Genomic DNA, 15,972 nt, shown 5'->3' with positions numbered 1-15,972 from the left:
GATCGGCCACCCGGCCGCAATGCCTGCGAATAGGTCGCTCCCGTCAGGCAATCGTAAAGACAATAGCAGACTTCGAAGCGGATGCTGTCCCACCACAGATCGCCGTCAACGGCGTCGCTAAACAGGGCAAAATCGCGCTCAAGCTCGTGAAAGCGCCCCATAAACTCGTTGATGTTGATCACCGCCATTTTTGGTTAAATCACGCCATATTTTGAAAGGGGACGCCCGGTTGGTGCGGGCAAGCGGCGCTTAACTGTCGAGAAACCGCTGGATGATCGCGAGCAGGGCGGGGCCGCTCTTTTCCGGATGGAACTGGCAGCCAAAGACAGTACCGCGCTGGATCGCAGCGGTCATCGTAACATTATCATAGCGATAGATAGCGAGTAGGTCAGCGGCGGACGCAGGACGATCGAACCGCGACCAGTCGTCGGCGGAACTCGAAGCGATCTTCATGGCAACCTTCTCGACACGGATTGTTCGACGGATGAACTAGACCTCATGGGCCGCGCGGGCGAGCTCGAGGTCGGCCGGGCGACCGACATCGAGCCACGGTTCGTGCATCGGATACACGATTGTGCGTCGCGAGGAAGCCTGCACTCGCTCGAACAGCGTAGGCATGTCACAATGTTCACCGTGCGCGATATGATCGAGCACGGAGGGGTCGAGTGCGTAGATACCCGCATTGATCCGGCTTCGGACCATGGGCTTTTCTTCGAAACCGGTAATGTCGACACCCTCCGTGTGAACGACGCCGAACGGATGCTGCCATTCATGGGGGCGTACCGCCATCGTCGCAGTCGCATTGTGACGCACGTGGAAGTCGAGAATTTCGCCATAACGAACATCACTCAGGACATCGCCATTGGTCACGACGAACGGTCCTTCGGGACGATGCTTCATGAGGCCAAGAGCGCCGCCCGTTCCCAGTGGTCGTTCCTCACGGAGATAGTCGATCTCGACACCGAACCGCGAACCGTCGCCGAAATGCTCCTCAAGCATGTGTCCGAGATAATGGATCGCAAAGACAAAGCGCTCGAAGCCCTCGGCACGCGCGCGTTCGACGATGTGCTCGATCATCGGTTTGCCACCCACCGGCAACATCGGCTTTGGGCAATTTTCGGTATGCGGGTACAAACGCGTGCCGCGCCCGCCTGCCATGATCACCATCGTGTTGGGCCGCGCGGGTGGCGTGTCGAGCATGTTCCACAGGTGAAGACCGATAACGCGGCGCTGCTCGTCGACCACCGGCAACTGGTGGAGCCCATTGCTGCGCATCACCTGCAATGCCGTCTGGCGATCCATGTCGGGCGGCAGCACCATCGGCTCGCGATGCAGTATCTCGCTTACCGGATCGTCCATACCGACGCCGCGTAGGATACCGCGCCGGACATCGCCATCGGTAATGGTCCCGGTCAGCGCCTCGTTTGTGTCGACCACGAGAACGATCTGAAGCCCGCTTTCGTTGAGCGAGCCTATCGCGTCGCGTACGCTTGCGGTCTCGCCGAGTAGTGCGTCGCGCCATGGTTTATTGGGAGGATTCATGCCGGCCGCCCGAGAGGCAAATCGTGGAAACGCTTCTTCACCAATCCCTCCAACGCAACTGAGCGTAGAACATCGACGATCGCTTCCCCCGCACCGCCTCGACCATATGGATTCACGGTCGCCGGAAGCGCGGCGACGAACGCGGGATCACGAAGCGCGCGCAAACCCGCTGCGATCGAACTAGCAGTCGGCTCGCACGAAATCACGCTTCCGGCCTTGAGCCGCCCTGCCTGACGATCGCCGATGTCGAGCGTGCCGACGTGAAAACTGGGCGCCTCAAGCAACCCGCTCGACGAATTCCCGACGACGGCGTCCACCTGTGCCAGCAGCGAGAGATAACGTCGCTGTCCTAGCGATGTGAAGGCGTGGGCGTGCGGCCGCGACGCCACATGGGTTTCGACAAGGCGCATGAGTTCGCGGCCACCGGTGTCGGCGTTCGGCATCGTGAAGATCAGGGTGGAATCCGGTTCACACCGGTCGAGCGCGTCGAGCAGCGCAGAAAATTGCGTCACCCCCGCCCCAGGATCGAGCGTGATGGGATGAAAGGTGACGAGTACACTGCGACGCCCCAGGTCGATACCGAGGTCACTTTCGAGCGCTTCTCGCGATAGCCGCTCGACCCGGCCGATCGCGTCGACGCCCAGTCCGCCGACATCGAAAACACGATCCGGTTGCTCGCCAAGCTGCACAACCCGGTCGCGATAAGGGGCGGCGGCAACGAAATGGAGTTGGGCCATCTTGGTCACCGCATGTCGAATCGCCTCGTCGAAGGCGCCCTCGGTTGTTTCGCCGCCGTGTAGATGCGCGACCGGGATCGCCGCCAGCATCGCCGCGGTTGCCGCCGCGAGGATTTCGAAACGGTCGCCGAGCACGACGACGATGTCGGGCCGCAGCGCAGCGAAAGCATCGGCAAACCCGATCATCCCCAGCCCGGTCGACTTCGTCACGCCGACGGCCGTATCAGATCCCAGGAGCATCTCGACATTCGCCGCGATCGACACGCCATCCGCCTCGATCTCGCGCCAGGTCGAACCGAATTCAGGCGAAAGGTGCATACCCGTGACGACGAGTTGCAGCTCGAGTGCCGGGTCGGTCTGTACACCGGCGATGACTGGACACAGCAGCCCGTATTCGGCACGGCTGCCGGTGACGATCGCGATCTTTCGTGTCACGGCTCGATCATCTCGTCGGTGGCAAAGGCACGCGACGCGGGTCGTCCGATCACACTGTCCCACAACATTGGTGACAAGCCGGTTCCCGGCCGCTTGGCCGTCAGATTTTCAGCCGACAATATCTCGCCCGCCGCAATGTCGCGCGCGGCGATGATGGACTTGCGGGCGATCGGGCGATTTCCGATCTCGCTGGCGCTTGGGCGCTTGATGCCGTCGCCGGCCATCGCCGCTTCGACATTTCGGATCGCACGCACCATTGCCTTCAGCTCATCGGGTTCGAGGCTGGCCGCGTGATCGGGACCCGGCAACGTGCGGTCCAGCGTGAAATGTTTCTCGATCACCGTCGCGCCGAGCGCGGTCGCCGCGACCGAAATCTCGGTGCCAAGCGTATGGTCCGAATAGCCGATCGCCACGCCGAACGCATTGCCGATCGCGTTCATCGCCCGCAGATTCACATCGGCGGGCGGCGTCGGATATTCGGTATTGCAATGCAGGACAGTGATGTCGCGACGCACGATGCCGCCCGCCTCCAGCACGCCGATCGCATCCTCGATCTCGCCGAGCGTCGCCATGCCCGTGGACAGGATCACCGGCAGCGACTTGCTCGCGGCATGGCGCAGCAACGGTAGGTTTGTGATTTCGCCCGACGGCATCTTGATCCGGTCGATACCGATCTCGTCGACCAGCATGTCCAGACTTTTCTCATCGAAGCCGGTCGAGAAGAAGCGGATGCCCGCACGCTGGCTTTCGGCGACCAGTGCGGCATGGTCGGCAGGCGATAATTCCAGTTTGGCGATCATGTCGCGCTGGCTTTCAGCTGCATCGGTCGATGCCTGCTGATAGCTCGCCTTGGGTGCATGGCCCGCAGCGATCTTGCTGGCGGAAAAGGTCTGGAACTTGACCATATCCGCCCCGGCAGCGGCCGCCGCCCACACCAGCGCACACGCCCGATCCAGGTCGCCATTATGGTTCACGCCTGCCTCGGCGATAATCAATACGCTCATCGAATCTTCCTAGCGGGGTTGCCCACGTAGATCGAATCAGGCTCACAGTCGCGCAACACGACCGCACCCGAACCCACGACCGTGTTGGCACCGATCTCGAGCTTCTTCGCATCGGCCCCTTGGTTGACGATCGCGCCGATGCCGATCCAAGCGCCACGGCCGATCCGCACGTTGCCCGCGACATTGGCGCCCGGCGACAGGTTAGCGAAATCATCGATCTCGCAGTCGTGCGACACGGTGGCGTTCAGGTTCAGCGTGCAGAAGCGACCGATTCCGACCCCGGCCATGATCCGTACGCCGGCGAAAACGACGGTGCCGGTGGCAGCTTCGGCCAGAGCACGCTGACCCTCCGCGAAGCTCGTATCGGGGTGGATGAGCGCAGGAAAACGCAACTGCGGATACGTCGCAGCGACACGCGCTCGAACATTACCGTCGCCGATCCCGATGGCGAACTCGGCGGTCGGTGTCGCGACTGCATCGGTTTCCAGACAGATCGTGTCTTTGCCCGACCATCGCTCAATTTCGGCAATGTCATGCGTCACGAAGACTGGAACACGTCCGATTGCCCGCACGACCTCGGCCACATCACGGGCATGGCCGCCTGTGCCGAAAATGAAGACCGGATCGTTCATCCGCCGCGATCCGCAAGAAGCAGTTCGGCCAGACGCCAGTCGAGCGGCCCGTCGATGTCCACCGATCGCTCGGCCGGCATGACGTAGCCGATGGCGCCGGGCAGCAGGAAGCTGCGGCTTTCGCGTAGCTCTTTTGTGTCCGCGACATAGATCGCACCATTGAGCGCATAGCGCGTCGGCATATCCTGTCGCCGGGTGGGCGGCGGTGCGGCCCCGATGTCGAGGGCACCCCCGGCGTTCATTTCAAATATCCAACCGGCATGTGGCGCCTCGGTGACGCTCACCACACCCGTCCCGGTCCGGGCCATTGCGGCTGCGGCATCGATGTCGGCTGCGGTGCGCAATGGCGATGTCGGCTGCAATAACACGACGATATCATAGCCTGGCAGCGCGTCGATCGCGTGAAGGACAGGATCAATCCCCGGCGTCTCGTCTCGGGCCAGGTCGGCAGGGCGCAGGAACGGCACATCGGCGCCGTGCTGCGAAGCCACCTCGGCGATCTCGGCATCGTCGGTCGTCACGACGACCCGATCGATATTCCCGGCCGCCAGCGCCGCCTCAATCGTCCAGGCGATAAGGGGCTTGCCCGCCATCGGCAGAACGTTCTTGCGCGGAATGCCCTTGGACCCGCCGCGCGCCGGAATAAGGCCGAGGATCGACACGCGTCAGTCCGCAAGCTTGGGACTGCTGGGAATATTGATGACACGCGACGCCAGGCTTTCAGCCGTCCGCAAGTCTCCGCGCGGGCAGTTGGCGTACATGGGCAGGCGGTGCATCAGCGTCCAGACCGGACGCGACATGTAATTTGCGTCGTTGAGCGCAGCCAGTACGACGTCATGCTGGTCCGCCTGCGCGGCATCGAGGACGACCGTGTTCAGCCAGTAGTTGCTGCGGCTTCCTGCGGGTTCGACAAGGAAACGTACATCCGGCACGTCGGCGAATGCCGCATCATAGCGCTCGGCCAGGCGGCGCTTGCGGGCCAACATATCCGGCAGCCGCTCGATCTGCGCGCACCCCAGAGCGGCATTGAGATTGGGCAGGCGATAATTGTAGCCGATCTCGTCATGAACGAAGTTCCACCGGTGTGGCACGCGCGCGGTGGTCGTCAGATGCTTCGCACGACGCGCCAATACAGGGTCGTTGGTCAGGATCGCGCCGCCGCCGCCGGTCGTCATCACCTTGTTGCCATTGAAACTGAGCGCCGAAACCTTGCCGACATTGCCGGTATGGCGGCCGTGATAGGATGAACCGAGGGATTCGGCGGCATCCTCGATCAGGATCAGATTCCAGCGCTCGCAAACCGCCGCCAGCGCGTCCAGATCGGCGGGATGGCCGAAAGCATGCATGACGATGAGCGCACGGATCCTCGCACCTGTGCCCCGATTGACGCACACCCCGCCCTGAATTTCGGCTGTGCCACGCAGATGGTTCTCGATCGCCGATGCGTCGACGCCGAGTGTCGCTTCCTCGGAATCGACGAAGTGCGGTACGGCGCCAGCATAGGACACCGCATTCGCCGTCGCAACGAAGGTGAGCGTCGGCATCAGCACCTCGTCACCCGGCTCGACACCAGCGAGGATCGCGCAGATGTGGAGCGCTGCGGTGCCATTGGCGGTCGCCACTGCATGGCCAACACCGGCAAACGCGGCCAGATCGTGCTCGATCCGGTCGACATAGGCGCCAACCGACGACACCCAACCCGTATCAATGCAATCCTTAACGTACGCCGCTTCGTTGCCCGTTAATTCGGGTTCGTGCAGCGGGATCATCGATTCCGCCGGACCCAGTACCGATCGGACGGCGGCTAGGACGCCCTGCTCGATGGCGGTTGTGCCGATGTCGGAAACGCTGGCCATCGCCACCCCTTCAGATGTTGTAAATGTCGGTCTTATATTGGGCGAGGTTGACCGGGTCGGTGAACCAGGCGATCGTCTCGTCCAGCCCACGCCCGAACCCATCGCGCTCGGCATATTCCGGCGCCCAGCCCGTCAGTTCTCGCGCCAGCGCATTCGACGCCCACAACCGCTCGACCTCGCTGCCGTCGGGTCGCAACCGTTCGTTCTCGCAGGTGATGCGCACATCGCGACCCATCCGCTCGGCGATCAGCGCGGCGGTATCCGCGATCGAGATTTCATAATCGCTACCGATATTGACGACCTGCCCGATCGCGGCGTCCGCTTCCGCAACCGCGACAAAGCCGCGGACGGTGTCTCGCACGAAGTTGAAGTCACGGGTGGGATGCAGCGCACCCAACCGAATCTCTTCGGCGCCGGCCGCGATCTGAGTGATAATGGTCGGGATCACGGCACGCGCCGACTGACGCGGACCATAGGTATTGAACGGCCGGATGACCGCGACCGGCGTCTCGAACGACGAATGGAAGCTGAGCGCCATCTGGTCGGCGCCGATCTTACTAGCCGAATAGGGCGACTGACCCTGCAGCGGATGCGCTTCCGTAATCGGTACGAAACGTGCGGTGCCGTAGACTTCGCTCGTAGAGGTATGGACGACCCGCTCGATACCGAGTTCGCGCGCCGCCTGGACCACGTTCAGCGTCCCCTTCACGTTCGTATCCACGTACGTGTCGGGCGAGTGATAAGAATAAGGGATCGCAATCAGCGCGGCGAGATGCAGGACCACGTCGCAGCCGCACATGGCCTGTCGCACCCCGTGCGGATCGCGGATATCGCCGCTGAAGACATCGATCGACTTGCGGACATTCGCCGACGATTGATCGAGCCAGCCCCAGCTGTTGAAGCTGTTGTAATAGACGAACGCGCGGACATCATGTCCCTGCTCGACCAGATATTCGACAAGGTGCGATCCGATGAAACCGTCGGCACCGGTAACCAGTACCTTCTTTTCCCGTAAGTTCATGTAATATCCATGTGTCCATCTGCGATCGCGACCGTGCACCGGGCCAGCGCACCTTTGCGGACCAGCGCCCTTCCGTCCGGATGGCGGCTCCTATAGTCGCCCCCGATCCTCCCCTCCAGATCGATCGCGAAAAAAAGTCGGACGAGCCATCGTCCGTTCAGGAGTTCGAAAACACATGTCGACGACGAGCAGCAATCCTCCCTCCGACGACGACCGGGCGAGTGTCGGTAACATGGGAACCAATGTTTCGCGTCGCCTTGCGCTGGGCGCCGCTGCGGGGCTGTGCGTTCTGTCCAGCACCTCGTCATCGGGTTTGCCACAGCGCGTCGATCCCGCTCCGTTCCGGCCGAAAAACGTCGGGTCGGCGGTTTCGCCCGAAGATTACGGCGCGGCCGGCAATGGAAGGACGGACGACACCACCGCGCTTCAGGCGGCCTTCGACACGGGCGCCAGCATCCACCTTGCGCCGGGGAAATCCTATCTGGTCACCGGATCGCTCACGCTTTCGAAAAGGGGCGTTTCGCTGTCGGGGGGCGGCAGGATCAAGGTTGCGCGCAATTTCAGGACCGACGCCGACAGCGACGGCAACGGGTCGCATATGCGGGTCCTGTTCGTTACTGCCGCCGACATCAGCATCACCGACATTGTCTTCGATGCCTTGGACGCCCCATTGGGTAGCGCGGTCGAAAACGGCCTGATCTGGACCACTGCACCCTCGACGACGATTCGTGGTTGCCGATTTCTGGGCAATCCCAAGGGCACCTGTATCTGGAGTTTGGGCAATGCCCCCTATCTCAGCGTGATCGGATGCCAGTTTATCGAATGTAGTGGCGCGGTCTTCGCCAAGGGCCGCAACACGCTTGTCAGCGACAACGTCATCGTCAATGCCACCGACGCGGCGATTGCGGTCAACGGAGTATCGTGCGTCGGATCGGTCATCGCGAACAATGCGATTACCAATGAAAAAATGGCGATGATCCCGTCGATGATCGCCGTCGAGGAAGGGGCAAGTGGCTGGACGATTACGGGGAACACCCTGCTTGGCGTCAATGGCGGCGGGATCGTCTGTACCAATGTCCTCGACGCCTCGCCGGTACGTGGCGGTGTAATCGCGAACAACGTCATCAATGCCCGGCGCTTCGACCAGAAGCTGCCCGGCGGCCGAAATCCGGCAGGGCTGCTCAGTATCACGAACAGCTATGTGGGCTGGATCATGCATGACAATCAGGTGTCGGGTTGCCCGACGGGCAATTCCAACTCAAGGCTGGTATTGATTGCTGCATCGGGCGGGACGTTCCACGACAATGTCATCGACGGCACCGACGCTGGCGACCTGTCGGCAATGATTACGATATTGCCCGGGACTGGGGGATTGTCGATCAGGAACAATCGAACGGTCGCGGGTGGCAATGGACGTCATTTCCTGTTCGCGGCAGGGAATTACGGCAACATGCCATGCACATTCGAAGGCGGACATTTCCTGGGCGGTGGCGAAGGCATCAATGCCGAACTGGAATCCCGAAAAATCGAGGGCTTACGCCTTCATATTCGCGACATCGCCGACACCAGCGCCAAGAGCTTCATCAGCGCTGCCAGCATTCTGGGCGACCGGTCGGCCTTCCTGAACGCCGGCGCTTGGGCGCGTCCGCACCGTATCGGCACCTTTACTGACATGGCGTGCAACGCGGTGCCGACGAATGCCGGGACCATGGCCTTTCAACCCGGCGACAAGTTCTATTTCCTCGTGCCCCGGCCGGGTAAACCGATCTGCATCGTCAGGACGCAAAAGGGATGGTCGGGTTTTGGCGGCGTGGCTTGAGCAATCGTCTTTCCGGTATCTTTCGGTTTTGACAAGCACCGATTGTTTCTCGGACAGCAGCGCTATAGGACGCCGCCATGAACGCTTCCGTCCAGCTCATCCGGCCCAGTCGCCACGGCGACACTCGTGGCTGGTTCACCGAGACCTATAACCGCGACACCTTTGCCGCGCTTGGGATCGAATGCAGCTTCGTGCAGGACAACCACTCGCTGTCGGCGCCGCAATGGACGTTGCGCGGGTTGCACTGGCAGACGCCGCCGCATGGGCAGGACAAGCTGGTGCGCTGCATCCGGGGGCGTATCTATGACGTCGCGGTCGATGTACGGAAGGATTCGCCCACTTATGGCGAGTGGGTCGGGGCCGAGCTGAGCGCGAAGAACGGGCATCAGCTGTTCATCCCGATCGGCTTCGCGCACGGATTCCTGACGCTCGAGCCGGATTGCGAGGTCGTCTATAAATGCTCGAACCTCTATTCCCCGGCCAATGACGGCGGCATCCGCTGGGACAGCGCCGGGATCGACTGGCCGATGCCCACCGGCACCGCGCTCGAGTTGAGCGGCAAGGATAAGCTGTTGCCGACGCTTGCCGAATTTGACAGCCCCTTCCCCTATGACGGCCGCCCGCTGGCACCGCTCGCCTGAAGGAACACGCATGCGCATCTTCGTCACCGGCGGGGCCGGCTTTATCGGTTCGGCGCTGGTCCGGCACCTGATCGACAATACCGAGCATGAAGTGCTCAATTTCGACAATCTGACCTATGCCGGCACCTTGTCAACGGTCGATGGCGTCGCCCGGTCGAACCGCTATCGCTTCGTCCAGGGTGACATCTGCGACGCCGCCGCGGTACGCGCCGCGATCGCCGAGTTCCGGCCCGACGTGATCACGCATCTCGCCGCCGAAAGCCATGTCGACCGCTCGATCGACGGGCCGGGCGCGTTCATCCAGACCAATGTCGTTGGCACCTATGTCATGCTGGCGGAGGCGCGGGCCTATTGGCAGGGGCTGGACGGCGCTGCGAAGGACGCATTCCGCTTCCACCATATCTCGACCGACGAAGTGTACGGCACGCTGGGCGACACCGGCCTGTTTACCGAAGACACGCCATACGACCCCCGCTCGCCCTATTCGGCGTCCAAGGCGGGCAGCGATCATCTGGTCAGCGCATGGGGTCATACCTTCGGCCTGCCGGTGCTCATCACCAACTGCTCGAACAATTACGGGCCGTATCACTTCCCCGAGAAGCTTATTCCGCTGATGATCGCCAAAGCGCTCGATGGCGAGAAGCTGCCGATCTACGGCAAGGGCGATCAGATCCGCGACTGGCTCTATGTAGAGGATCATGTCCGCGCGTTGCAGGCGGTGTTCGAGCGGGGCGAACCCGGCCGCACCTATAATGTCGGCGGCCATAACGAGCGGCAGAATATTGAGGTCGTCCGCACCCTGTGCGCGATCCTGGACGAGCTGCGCCCCCGTCCCGACGGGCGCGGCTATGCCGAGCAGATGAGCGAGGTTGCCGACCGCCCCGGCCACGACAAACGCTATGCGATCGATGCGAGCCGCATCGGCGACGAGCTGGGCTGGATGCCCGCCGAAACGTTCGAGACCGGCATCCGGAAGACCGTCGAATGGTATCTCGCGAACGAGGCTTGGTGGCGCCCGCTGGTGGCGGACAAGGCGTCGGAACGTCGCGGTGTCGCCGCGTAGGAATGTCGACAGATCGACAATTAGTCCAACAGGCAATTCCACAGGAAGCATGACGTGACGACGCTTCGCGCGATCCTCATCACTGGCGCCGGCGGCCAGCTGGGCACCGAATTACAGCGGCTTGCCTGGCCCGAGGCATGGGAGGTGGTCGCCGTCGGCCGCGACCAGCTGAACCTGAGCGACCCCGCCGCGATCGCCGCCAAAATGGCCGAGCGCCCATGGGCCGCCGTCATCAACGGCGCGGCCTATACCGCCGTCGACAAGGCGGAGGGCGACGTCGTCACCGTCTGGGCGGTCAATGCGCTCGCGCCGGCGGCGTTCGGCGCGGCATGTGCTAAGGCCGGCATCCCGCTGGTCCAAGTGTCGACCGACTATGTGTTCGCCGGCGACAAATCGGGCGCATGGGAAGTCGACGATCCGGTGGCCCCGCTTGGCGTCTATGGTGCGTCCAAGCTGGGCGGCGAGCTGGCGGTGCGCACCTCGGGCGCGCGGCATGCGATCGTCCGCACGGCATGGGTCGTGTCGGCGCATGGCAGCAATTTCGTCAAGACGATGCTGCGCGTGGGCGCCGACCGCGACACGCTGAACGTCGTCGACGACCAGCATGGATCGCCGACCGGCGCCGCCGATCTGGCGTACGCGCTGATGACGATCGCGGTGCGTTTGGTCGAGGATGCGGACGCCCCCACGGGCACATTCCACTTCAGCAACGAAGGCGCCGTCACCTGGGCCGGGTTCGCGGCGGAAATCTTTCGCCAGTCGGGCGAGCGGGGCGGCCCGACCGCAAGGGTCGCGCCCATCACCACCGCCGAATACCCCACGCCGGCGCGGCGCCCCGCCAATTCGCTGCTCAGCACCCAAGCGATCCGCGCCGCCTATGGCATCGAGCCGCGTCCGTGGGGCCAGGCGCTGGGCGACATCCTGAACGAACTCATCGGAGCACGTAAATGAAGGGCATCATCCTCGCCGGCGGGTCCGGCACGCGGCTTTACCCAGCGACGCTGGCGGTGAACAAGCAGCTGCTGCCCGTCTATGACAAGCCGATGATCTATTATCCGCTGAGCGTGCTGATGCTGGCGGGGATTCGCGACATCCTCATTATCTCGTCGCCCGAGTTCATCGACAATTACCGGCGCTTGTTCGAGGATGGGTCGGCGTTCGGGCTGAACATCAGCTATGCCGAACAGCCCAACCCCGATGGCCTCGCACAAGCGTTCACGATCGGCGCGGACTTCATCGGCGACGATCATGTCGCGCTGGTCTTGGGCGATAACATCTTCTTCGGCGCGCACCTGACCGACCTGCTGGAAAGCGCAGTGGCGCGCACATCAGGCGCGACGGTGTTCAGCTACCATGTCGAGGACCCGGAGCGGTACGGCGTCGTCAAATTCGGCGAAGGCGGGCGCGCGGTCAGTCTCGAGGAAAAGCCGGCACAGCCGAAATCCAACCATGCGGTGACGGGGCTTTATTTCTACGACAATCGGGTCGTCGAATATGCCCGTAACCTGAAGCCGTCGGAGCGCGGCGAACTGGAAATCACCGACCTTAACCGCCTCTATATGGAAGCGGGCGACCTGTACGTCGAACAAATGGGTCGCGGCTATGCGTGGCTCGACACCGGCACGCATGATTCATTGCTGGAGGCCGGTGAATTCGTGCGGACGCTTCAGCACCGACAAGGCGTGCAAGTGGCGTGTCTGGAAGAAATAGCGTTCGAGCAGGGCTTCATTTCGGCCGATCAGGCCCGCGTGGCGGGCGAGCGGTTCAAGAAGACCGCTTATGGGCGGGCGATTTTGAACGCGGTGGCGGGGCACTAGGTGCTGTCTGCATTTGGAGGATTCCCATTTGCGGTGAGTTCTGATTCAAGGCTGGCGAAGGAGCTGAGCCTTGAGCAGACGCACGCTGACGGATGAGCAATGGGAGCGGATCGCTGGATATCTTCCTGGCCGGGAAGGGACACGCGGCCGCAGCGGCGTGGACAACCGGCTGTTCGTGGACGCGATCCTGTGGATGGCTGGCAATGCGGCGCGCTAGCGCGACCTGCCAGAGGTATTCGGCAAGTGGACAGGGGTGCATGCCCGGTTCCGACGCTGGTCGCATGCCGGTGTATGGGAACGACTTTTCCATAGCCTGGCCGATACGCCGGACTTCGAGTACGTCCTGATCGACAGCACCATCTCGAAAGTCCATGCCGATGCGGCAGGCGCAAAAGGGGGGATGAAGCTGCCGCGATCGGGCGGTCTCGGGGTGGCCTGACGACCAAGCTGCATGCAGCCGTAGATGCCATCGGCCTGCCGATCCGTATTCATCCGACGCCCGGCCAGCGGGCCGATCGTCCCCAGGCCGAGACGCTGCTGGCTGGCTTGAAGGGCGTCGGCCACGTCATCGCCGATGCCGCTTATGACGCCGATCCCCTGCGCACCTTCATCGCCGACGACCTTGGCGCCACCGCGCAGATCAAGGCCAATCCAAGCCGAACCGCCAAACCTCCCATCGATTGGCGCCTCTACAAGGAACGCCATCAGGTCGAATGCTTCTTCAACAAGCTCAAGCGCTTCCGCCGCATCGCCCTGCGCTGCGAGAAAACCATCACCTCCTTCATGGGCTTCGTTCATCTCGCATGCGCCATGATCTGGCTGCGCTAAATGCAGACGCAGCCTAGTGGGCGCGACATTTCTCCGTTCTCGCAATTCGATGAGGCGGAGGTGCTTTTCAAGACAGGCACTTCTTTTGAGGTTTTGCAACGCGTTGACCACCCAGACGGGTCTGTAACTGCCGTCATTAGGGAAATTAGCAATTGATCGACCTTCATGCCTCTGACGCGGCTGTGGCCGAGTACGTGTTTGCCCGGTATAAACACCTTTCTCCGCCGCCCTCACCCGGACTGCGCGGCCGGATGGACGGCGACGCGTCCACCCGCGGCCCGCTCGCCGATGGGAAATGCGTGGAGACCTGGCTCGGCACGTCATCCGACTTGGGTCCGCCAGACGAGGCGCGCGACCGGGCGGCGGGCGCGCTTTTAGGGCTGGCGATCGGTGATGCGGTCGGAACAACGCTGGAATTTCGCCCCCGCGACACTGCCCGCGTTGACGACATGGTCGGTGGCGGACCGTTCGCGCTGGAGGCCGGGCAGTGGACCGATGATACCAGCATGGCGCTCTGCCTGGCCGACGCGCTCCTGGCGGACCACGGATATCAGCCGCGGACGTTCGCGCGCCTGCTCGTCCGCTGGTACCGCGAGGGATACAACGCGTCCAACGGCCGCTGTTTCGACATCGGCAACGCGACCCGCACCGCGATCGAAGGGCACGAGGCCCAGGACGGTCGATGGCAGGGCAACGCGAGCTACGACACCGCCGGCAACGGATCGCTGGTTCGTGTCGCTCCGATTGCGATCGCGGCGCGCGGTGCGCTGGACGTCACTTGGCGCCTGTCGGGCGGGCAGAGCCGAGCCACTCACGCAGCGCTTGAAGCGATCTCCGCATGCCAACTACTCGGGATGCTTCTGCATCACGCGTTGCGCGGCGCAGGCCGAGAGGCGGTGCTCGCCCCGCATATCGCGTCGCTGAGCCCACGTATCCAGATCATCAACGCCGGCGAGTACAAGGGTAAGACGCGCGACCAGATCCGATCGTCCGGCTATGTCGTCGACACGCTGGAGGCAGCCCTCTGGGCCGTTTGGCACGGCGAAACGTTCGAAGAGGCGGTGCTGCTCGCCGCCAACCTAGGCGACGATGCCGATAGCGTGGCGGCCGTGGCTGGGCAGCTGGCCGGTGCGGTTCACGGCCTGGACGGAATTCCGCGTCGCTGGGTGGGGCGTGTCGCGTTCGGCGAGGCGATCGAAGCCCGCGCCGGGCGGCTGCTGGCGCTCAATCTTCGGGGGTGAGGGATAGCGTCTCTCCAGCCGGTGCCCTGTTGAATCTCCGACCCGCCCTCTTTCCGCCAGGCAAGGACGACGGGAGGATGTAGTAATGGTCTGCGGGGATGTGTTGAATTTTAGCCGATTGAGTTCGGCGCGAACTCAGCCTTGCATTGGCATAGCTGTTAGTGCCGATCGACCCATCCGGAGGATGCTCACCGCGAAGGTTGAAGTGATCGGCCCGGGCTTGTTGGGAGGTGGTGCGCACTCGACTAGCTGCGTTGCGCGCGGCGGGACCCCGCCCACGAGGAGCACGACCGACTGCGCGACCGGTATGGCGGCTCTTACAACCCCGACGACATCGACGAACGCTTCACCAGACGCGCCGTCGCCGCCATCGCCATCCGCCGCCACGCCGGATAGATCGCCTACCAGAAGAGCCGACGCTTCAGCGAAACATAACGCCGAACGGTCGCATGCGCCTGCCGGCCGACGTGCGGAAGCGTCAGGGTCTCGGCGGCGGGGGCGCCGTCTATCTCGACGAATCCGAGGATGGGGTCGTGCAGCGAACGGCAAGTCGGGTCGTGGCTCGTGCGCAGGCGCTGGCGAAGCGGTTTACCGACGGCAATCCCGATGCTTCGATCGACGCCTTTCTCGCCCGGTGCGGGGAGGAAAGCAGCGAATGACCGTGATGCTCGATGCCTCCGCGCTGATCGCGATGATCAAGGGAGAGCGAGGCTCCGCCAAGGTCGCGGACGACAGCGCCGGCGCGCCGATCCGCAGCGTCGCCGCTCTGCGCTGCTGCTACAGGTGCAGGGCCGCATCCATGCGCTGATGCAGGATTCGGATGACGGCGATGCCGTAACTGGTTGGCCGACAGTAGATGACGTGCTGCTCGACGCCACGCCGTCGATACCCTGGCCGAATATTGGCGCAGCCCTGCGCCTGCTGCGGCGCTTCAGCCAGATCGGCACAGGCGGCTTCGATAAGGTCGGTGTAGCGCATTGCCTGGGACAAATCCCAGTGTGCCACCGTGTAGTCGAATATCGCCTCTAGGTCGCGCTGCGCCCTTGGGCTAAGCCGGTATTCAGCCATGCTGCTCGGCTTTGCGTCGCTTGAATGCGGCAAAGTCGAACGGCTCCGGCTCGCCGCTCTGTTCGCCTTCGACCAGCGCCTGGCGGATGCTCTCGATCTCGAAACTCCGTTCCTGCTCGCGCCGGATGAGGTCGCGGATCGCCTCGCTGTCATTGGTGTAGCTGCCGGCGTCGACCTGCGCGGCGATCCACGCATTCTGCTGCTCGGTCAGGGTAATGGTCTTACGCACGGTCGCCATAGCGGCCTCCCTGTTGCCCATACTATTGGT

The 15,972-nt window shown here is 63.1% G+C and carries 19 protein-coding genes and 1 pseudogene; 9 read left to right on the top strand and 11 right to left on the bottom strand.

Annotated elements, in window-relative coordinates:
- The 9 genes from ACBY01_RS11960 to ACBY01_RS11920 form a co-directional block, all read right to left on the bottom strand.
- Positions 1-188, bottom strand: a 188-nt coding sequence (locus ACBY01_RS11960; protein ID WP_416461091.1) for a hypothetical protein, incomplete at its 3' end; no start/stop codon positions are given.
- 61 nt (positions 189-249) lie between these two features.
- A complete protein-coding gene (locus ACBY01_RS11955) occupies positions 250-453 on the bottom strand; it encodes a type 1 glutamine amidotransferase family protein (RefSeq protein ID WP_416461090.1) in 204 nt (67 codons plus the stop codon).
- A 36-nt stretch (positions 454-489) separates the two neighbouring features.
- Positions 490-1,542: a nucleotidyltransferase family protein gene (locus ACBY01_RS11950; RefSeq protein ID WP_416461089.1), complete on the bottom strand. Its 1,053-nt coding sequence runs from the start codon at positions 1,540-1,542 to the stop codon at positions 490-492.
- Entirely contained in the window at positions 1,539-2,714 is a 1,176-nt protein-coding gene (gene neuC / locus ACBY01_RS11945) for a UDP-N-acetylglucosamine 2-epimerase (protein WP_416461088.1), read from the bottom strand. Before neuC ends, ACBY01_RS11950 begins: the two co-directional genes overlap by 4 nt.
- A complete protein-coding gene (neuB, locus tag ACBY01_RS11940; protein WP_416461087.1) occupies positions 2,711-3,718 on the bottom strand; it encodes an N-acetylneuraminate synthase in 1,008 nt (335 codons plus the stop codon). The genes neuC and neuB overlap by 4 nt, the downstream gene beginning before the upstream one ends.
- A complete protein-coding gene (locus ACBY01_RS11935) occupies positions 3,715-4,350 on the bottom strand; it encodes a PglD-related sugar-binding protein (protein WP_416461086.1) in 636 nt (211 codons plus the stop codon). The genes neuB and ACBY01_RS11935 overlap by 4 nt, the downstream gene beginning before the upstream one ends.
- The gene (locus tag ACBY01_RS11930) at positions 4,347-5,012 is read right to left on the bottom strand and encodes an acylneuraminate cytidylyltransferase family protein (RefSeq protein ID WP_416461085.1); all 666 of its coding nucleotides are present in this window, start codon (positions 5,010-5,012) and stop codon (positions 4,347-4,349) included. The genes ACBY01_RS11935 and ACBY01_RS11930 overlap by 4 nt, the downstream gene beginning before the upstream one ends.
- A 3-nt stretch (positions 5,013-5,015) precedes the next feature.
- A complete protein-coding gene (locus ACBY01_RS11925; protein ID WP_416461084.1) occupies positions 5,016-6,206 on the bottom strand; it encodes a LegC family aminotransferase in 1,191 nt (396 codons plus the stop codon).
- Between the two features lie 10 nt (positions 6,207-6,216).
- Complete coding sequence (locus tag ACBY01_RS11920) at positions 6,217-7,227, bottom strand: NAD-dependent 4,6-dehydratase LegB (protein WP_416461083.1); 1,011 nt, start codon at positions 7,225-7,227, stop codon at positions 6,217-6,219.
- A 175-nt stretch (positions 7,228-7,402) separates the two neighbouring features.
- Between ACBY01_RS11920 and ACBY01_RS11915 the strand changes: the two genes are divergently transcribed.
- From ACBY01_RS11915 to ACBY01_RS11875, 9 genes and pseudogenes are all read left to right on the top strand, one after another.
- Positions 7,403-9,046 (top strand): glycosyl hydrolase family 28-related protein, encoded by a 1,644-nt coding sequence (locus ACBY01_RS11915; RefSeq protein WP_416461082.1) that lies wholly within the window; start codon positions 7,403-7,405, stop codon positions 9,044-9,046.
- A gap of 77 nt (positions 9,047-9,123) precedes the next feature.
- Entirely contained in the window at positions 9,124-9,687 is a 564-nt protein-coding gene (gene rfbC / locus ACBY01_RS11910) for a dTDP-4-dehydrorhamnose 3,5-epimerase (RefSeq protein WP_416461081.1), read from the top strand.
- 10 nt (positions 9,688-9,697) lie between these two features.
- Entirely contained in the window at positions 9,698-10,750 is a 1,053-nt protein-coding gene (gene rfbB, locus ACBY01_RS11905) for a dTDP-glucose 4,6-dehydratase (protein WP_416461080.1), read from the top strand.
- A gap of 54 nt (positions 10,751-10,804) precedes the next feature.
- A complete protein-coding gene (gene rfbD, locus ACBY01_RS11900; RefSeq protein WP_416461079.1) occupies positions 10,805-11,701 on the top strand; it encodes a dTDP-4-dehydrorhamnose reductase in 897 nt (298 codons plus the stop codon).
- Positions 11,698-12,567 (top strand): glucose-1-phosphate thymidylyltransferase RfbA, encoded by an 870-nt coding sequence (gene rfbA, locus ACBY01_RS11895; protein ID WP_416461078.1) that lies wholly within the window; start codon positions 11,698-11,700, stop codon positions 12,565-12,567. The genes rfbD and rfbA overlap by 4 nt, the downstream gene beginning before the upstream one ends.
- A gap of 70 nt (positions 12,568-12,637) precedes the next feature.
- Positions 12,638-13,395, top strand: a pseudogene (locus ACBY01_RS11890) (IS5 family transposase).
- Positions 13,396-13,547: 152 nt separating this feature from the next.
- On the top strand, positions 13,548-14,636 hold the full coding sequence (locus ACBY01_RS11885) for an ADP-ribosylglycohydrolase family protein (RefSeq protein ID WP_416461077.1): 1,089 nt from the start codon (positions 13,548-13,550) through the stop codon (positions 14,634-14,636).
- Positions 14,637-15,085: 449 nt separating this feature from the next.
- Positions 15,086-15,295: an AbrB family transcriptional regulator gene (locus ACBY01_RS11880; protein ID WP_416461076.1), complete on the top strand. Its 210-nt coding sequence runs from the start codon at positions 15,086-15,088 to the stop codon at positions 15,293-15,295.
- Positions 15,292-15,444 carry a PIN domain-containing protein gene (locus tag ACBY01_RS11875; RefSeq protein ID WP_416461075.1) on the top strand — a complete coding sequence of 51 codons (153 nt, stop codon included), beginning with the start codon at positions 15,292-15,294 and terminating at the stop codon, positions 15,442-15,444. Before ACBY01_RS11880 ends, ACBY01_RS11875 begins: the two co-directional genes overlap by 4 nt.
- On the opposite strand, the gene ACBY01_RS11870 is transcribed toward ACBY01_RS11875, so the two are convergent.
- Positions 15,414-15,704, bottom strand: a complete 291-nt coding sequence (locus ACBY01_RS11870; RefSeq protein WP_416461073.1) for a type II toxin-antitoxin system RelE/ParE family toxin — start codon at positions 15,702-15,704, stop codon at positions 15,414-15,416. The genes ACBY01_RS11875 and ACBY01_RS11870 overlap by 31 nt on opposite strands.
- Positions 15,697-15,942 (bottom strand): type II toxin-antitoxin system ParD family antitoxin, encoded by a 246-nt coding sequence (locus tag ACBY01_RS11865; protein ID WP_416461072.1) that lies wholly within the window; start codon positions 15,940-15,942, stop codon positions 15,697-15,699. Before ACBY01_RS11865 ends, ACBY01_RS11870 begins: the two co-directional genes overlap by 8 nt.
- Positions 15,943-15,972: the final 30 nt, after the last annotated feature.

It is taken from the genome of Sphingomonas mangrovi, from assembly GCF_047975845.1.
GTDB lineage: Bacteria > Pseudomonadota > Alphaproteobacteria > Sphingomonadales > Sphingomonadaceae > Sphingomonas.
This window is presented reverse-complemented; position numbering and strand designations above follow the sequence as displayed.

Bases quoted from the DNA above. Each gene is read 5' to 3' on its own strand.
- ACBY01_RS11955 (WP_416461090.1), bottom strand. From the start codon at position 453: ATGAAGATCGCTTCGAGTTCCGCCGACGACTGGTCGCGGTTCGATCGT.
- ACBY01_RS11950 (WP_416461089.1), bottom strand. From the start codon at position 1,542: ATGAATCCTCCCAATAAACCATGGCGCGACGCACTACTCGGCGAGACC.
- neuB (WP_416461087.1), bottom strand. From the start codon at position 3,718: ATGAGCGTATTGATTATCGCCGAGGCAGGCGTGAACCATAATGGCGAC.
- ACBY01_RS11935 (WP_416461086.1), bottom strand. From the start codon at position 4,350: ATGAACGATCCGGTCTTCATTTTCGGCACAGGCGGCCATGCCCGTGAT.
- ACBY01_RS11925 (WP_416461084.1), bottom strand. From the start codon at position 6,206: ATGGCCAGCGTTTCCGACATCGGCACAACCGCCATCGAGCAGGGCGTC.
- ACBY01_RS11920 (WP_416461083.1), bottom strand. From the start codon at position 7,227: ATGAACTTACGGGAAAAGAAGGTACTGGTTACCGGTGCCGACGGTTTC.
- ACBY01_RS11915 (WP_416461082.1), top strand. From the start codon at position 7,403: ATGTCGACGACGAGCAGCAATCCTCCCTCCGACGACGACCGGGCGAGT.
- rfbC (WP_416461081.1), top strand. From the start codon at position 9,124: ATGAACGCTTCCGTCCAGCTCATCCGGCCCAGTCGCCACGGCGACACT.
- rfbB (WP_416461080.1), top strand. From the start codon at position 9,698: ATGCGCATCTTCGTCACCGGCGGGGCCGGCTTTATCGGTTCGGCGCTG.
- rfbA (WP_416461078.1), top strand. From the start codon at position 11,698: ATGAAGGGCATCATCCTCGCCGGCGGGTCCGGCACGCGGCTTTACCCA.
- ACBY01_RS11880 (WP_416461076.1), top strand. From the start codon at position 15,086: ATGCGCCTGCCGGCCGACGTGCGGAAGCGTCAGGGTCTCGGCGGCGGG.
- ACBY01_RS11875 (WP_416461075.1), top strand. From the start codon at position 15,292: ATGACCGTGATGCTCGATGCCTCCGCGCTGATCGCGATGATCAAGGGA.
- ACBY01_RS11870 (WP_416461073.1), bottom strand. From the start codon at position 15,704: ATGGCTGAATACCGGCTTAGCCCAAGGGCGCAGCGCGACCTAGAGGCG.
- ACBY01_RS11865 (WP_416461072.1), bottom strand. From the start codon at position 15,942: ATGGCGACCGTGCGTAAGACCATTACCCTGACCGAGCAGCAGAATGCG.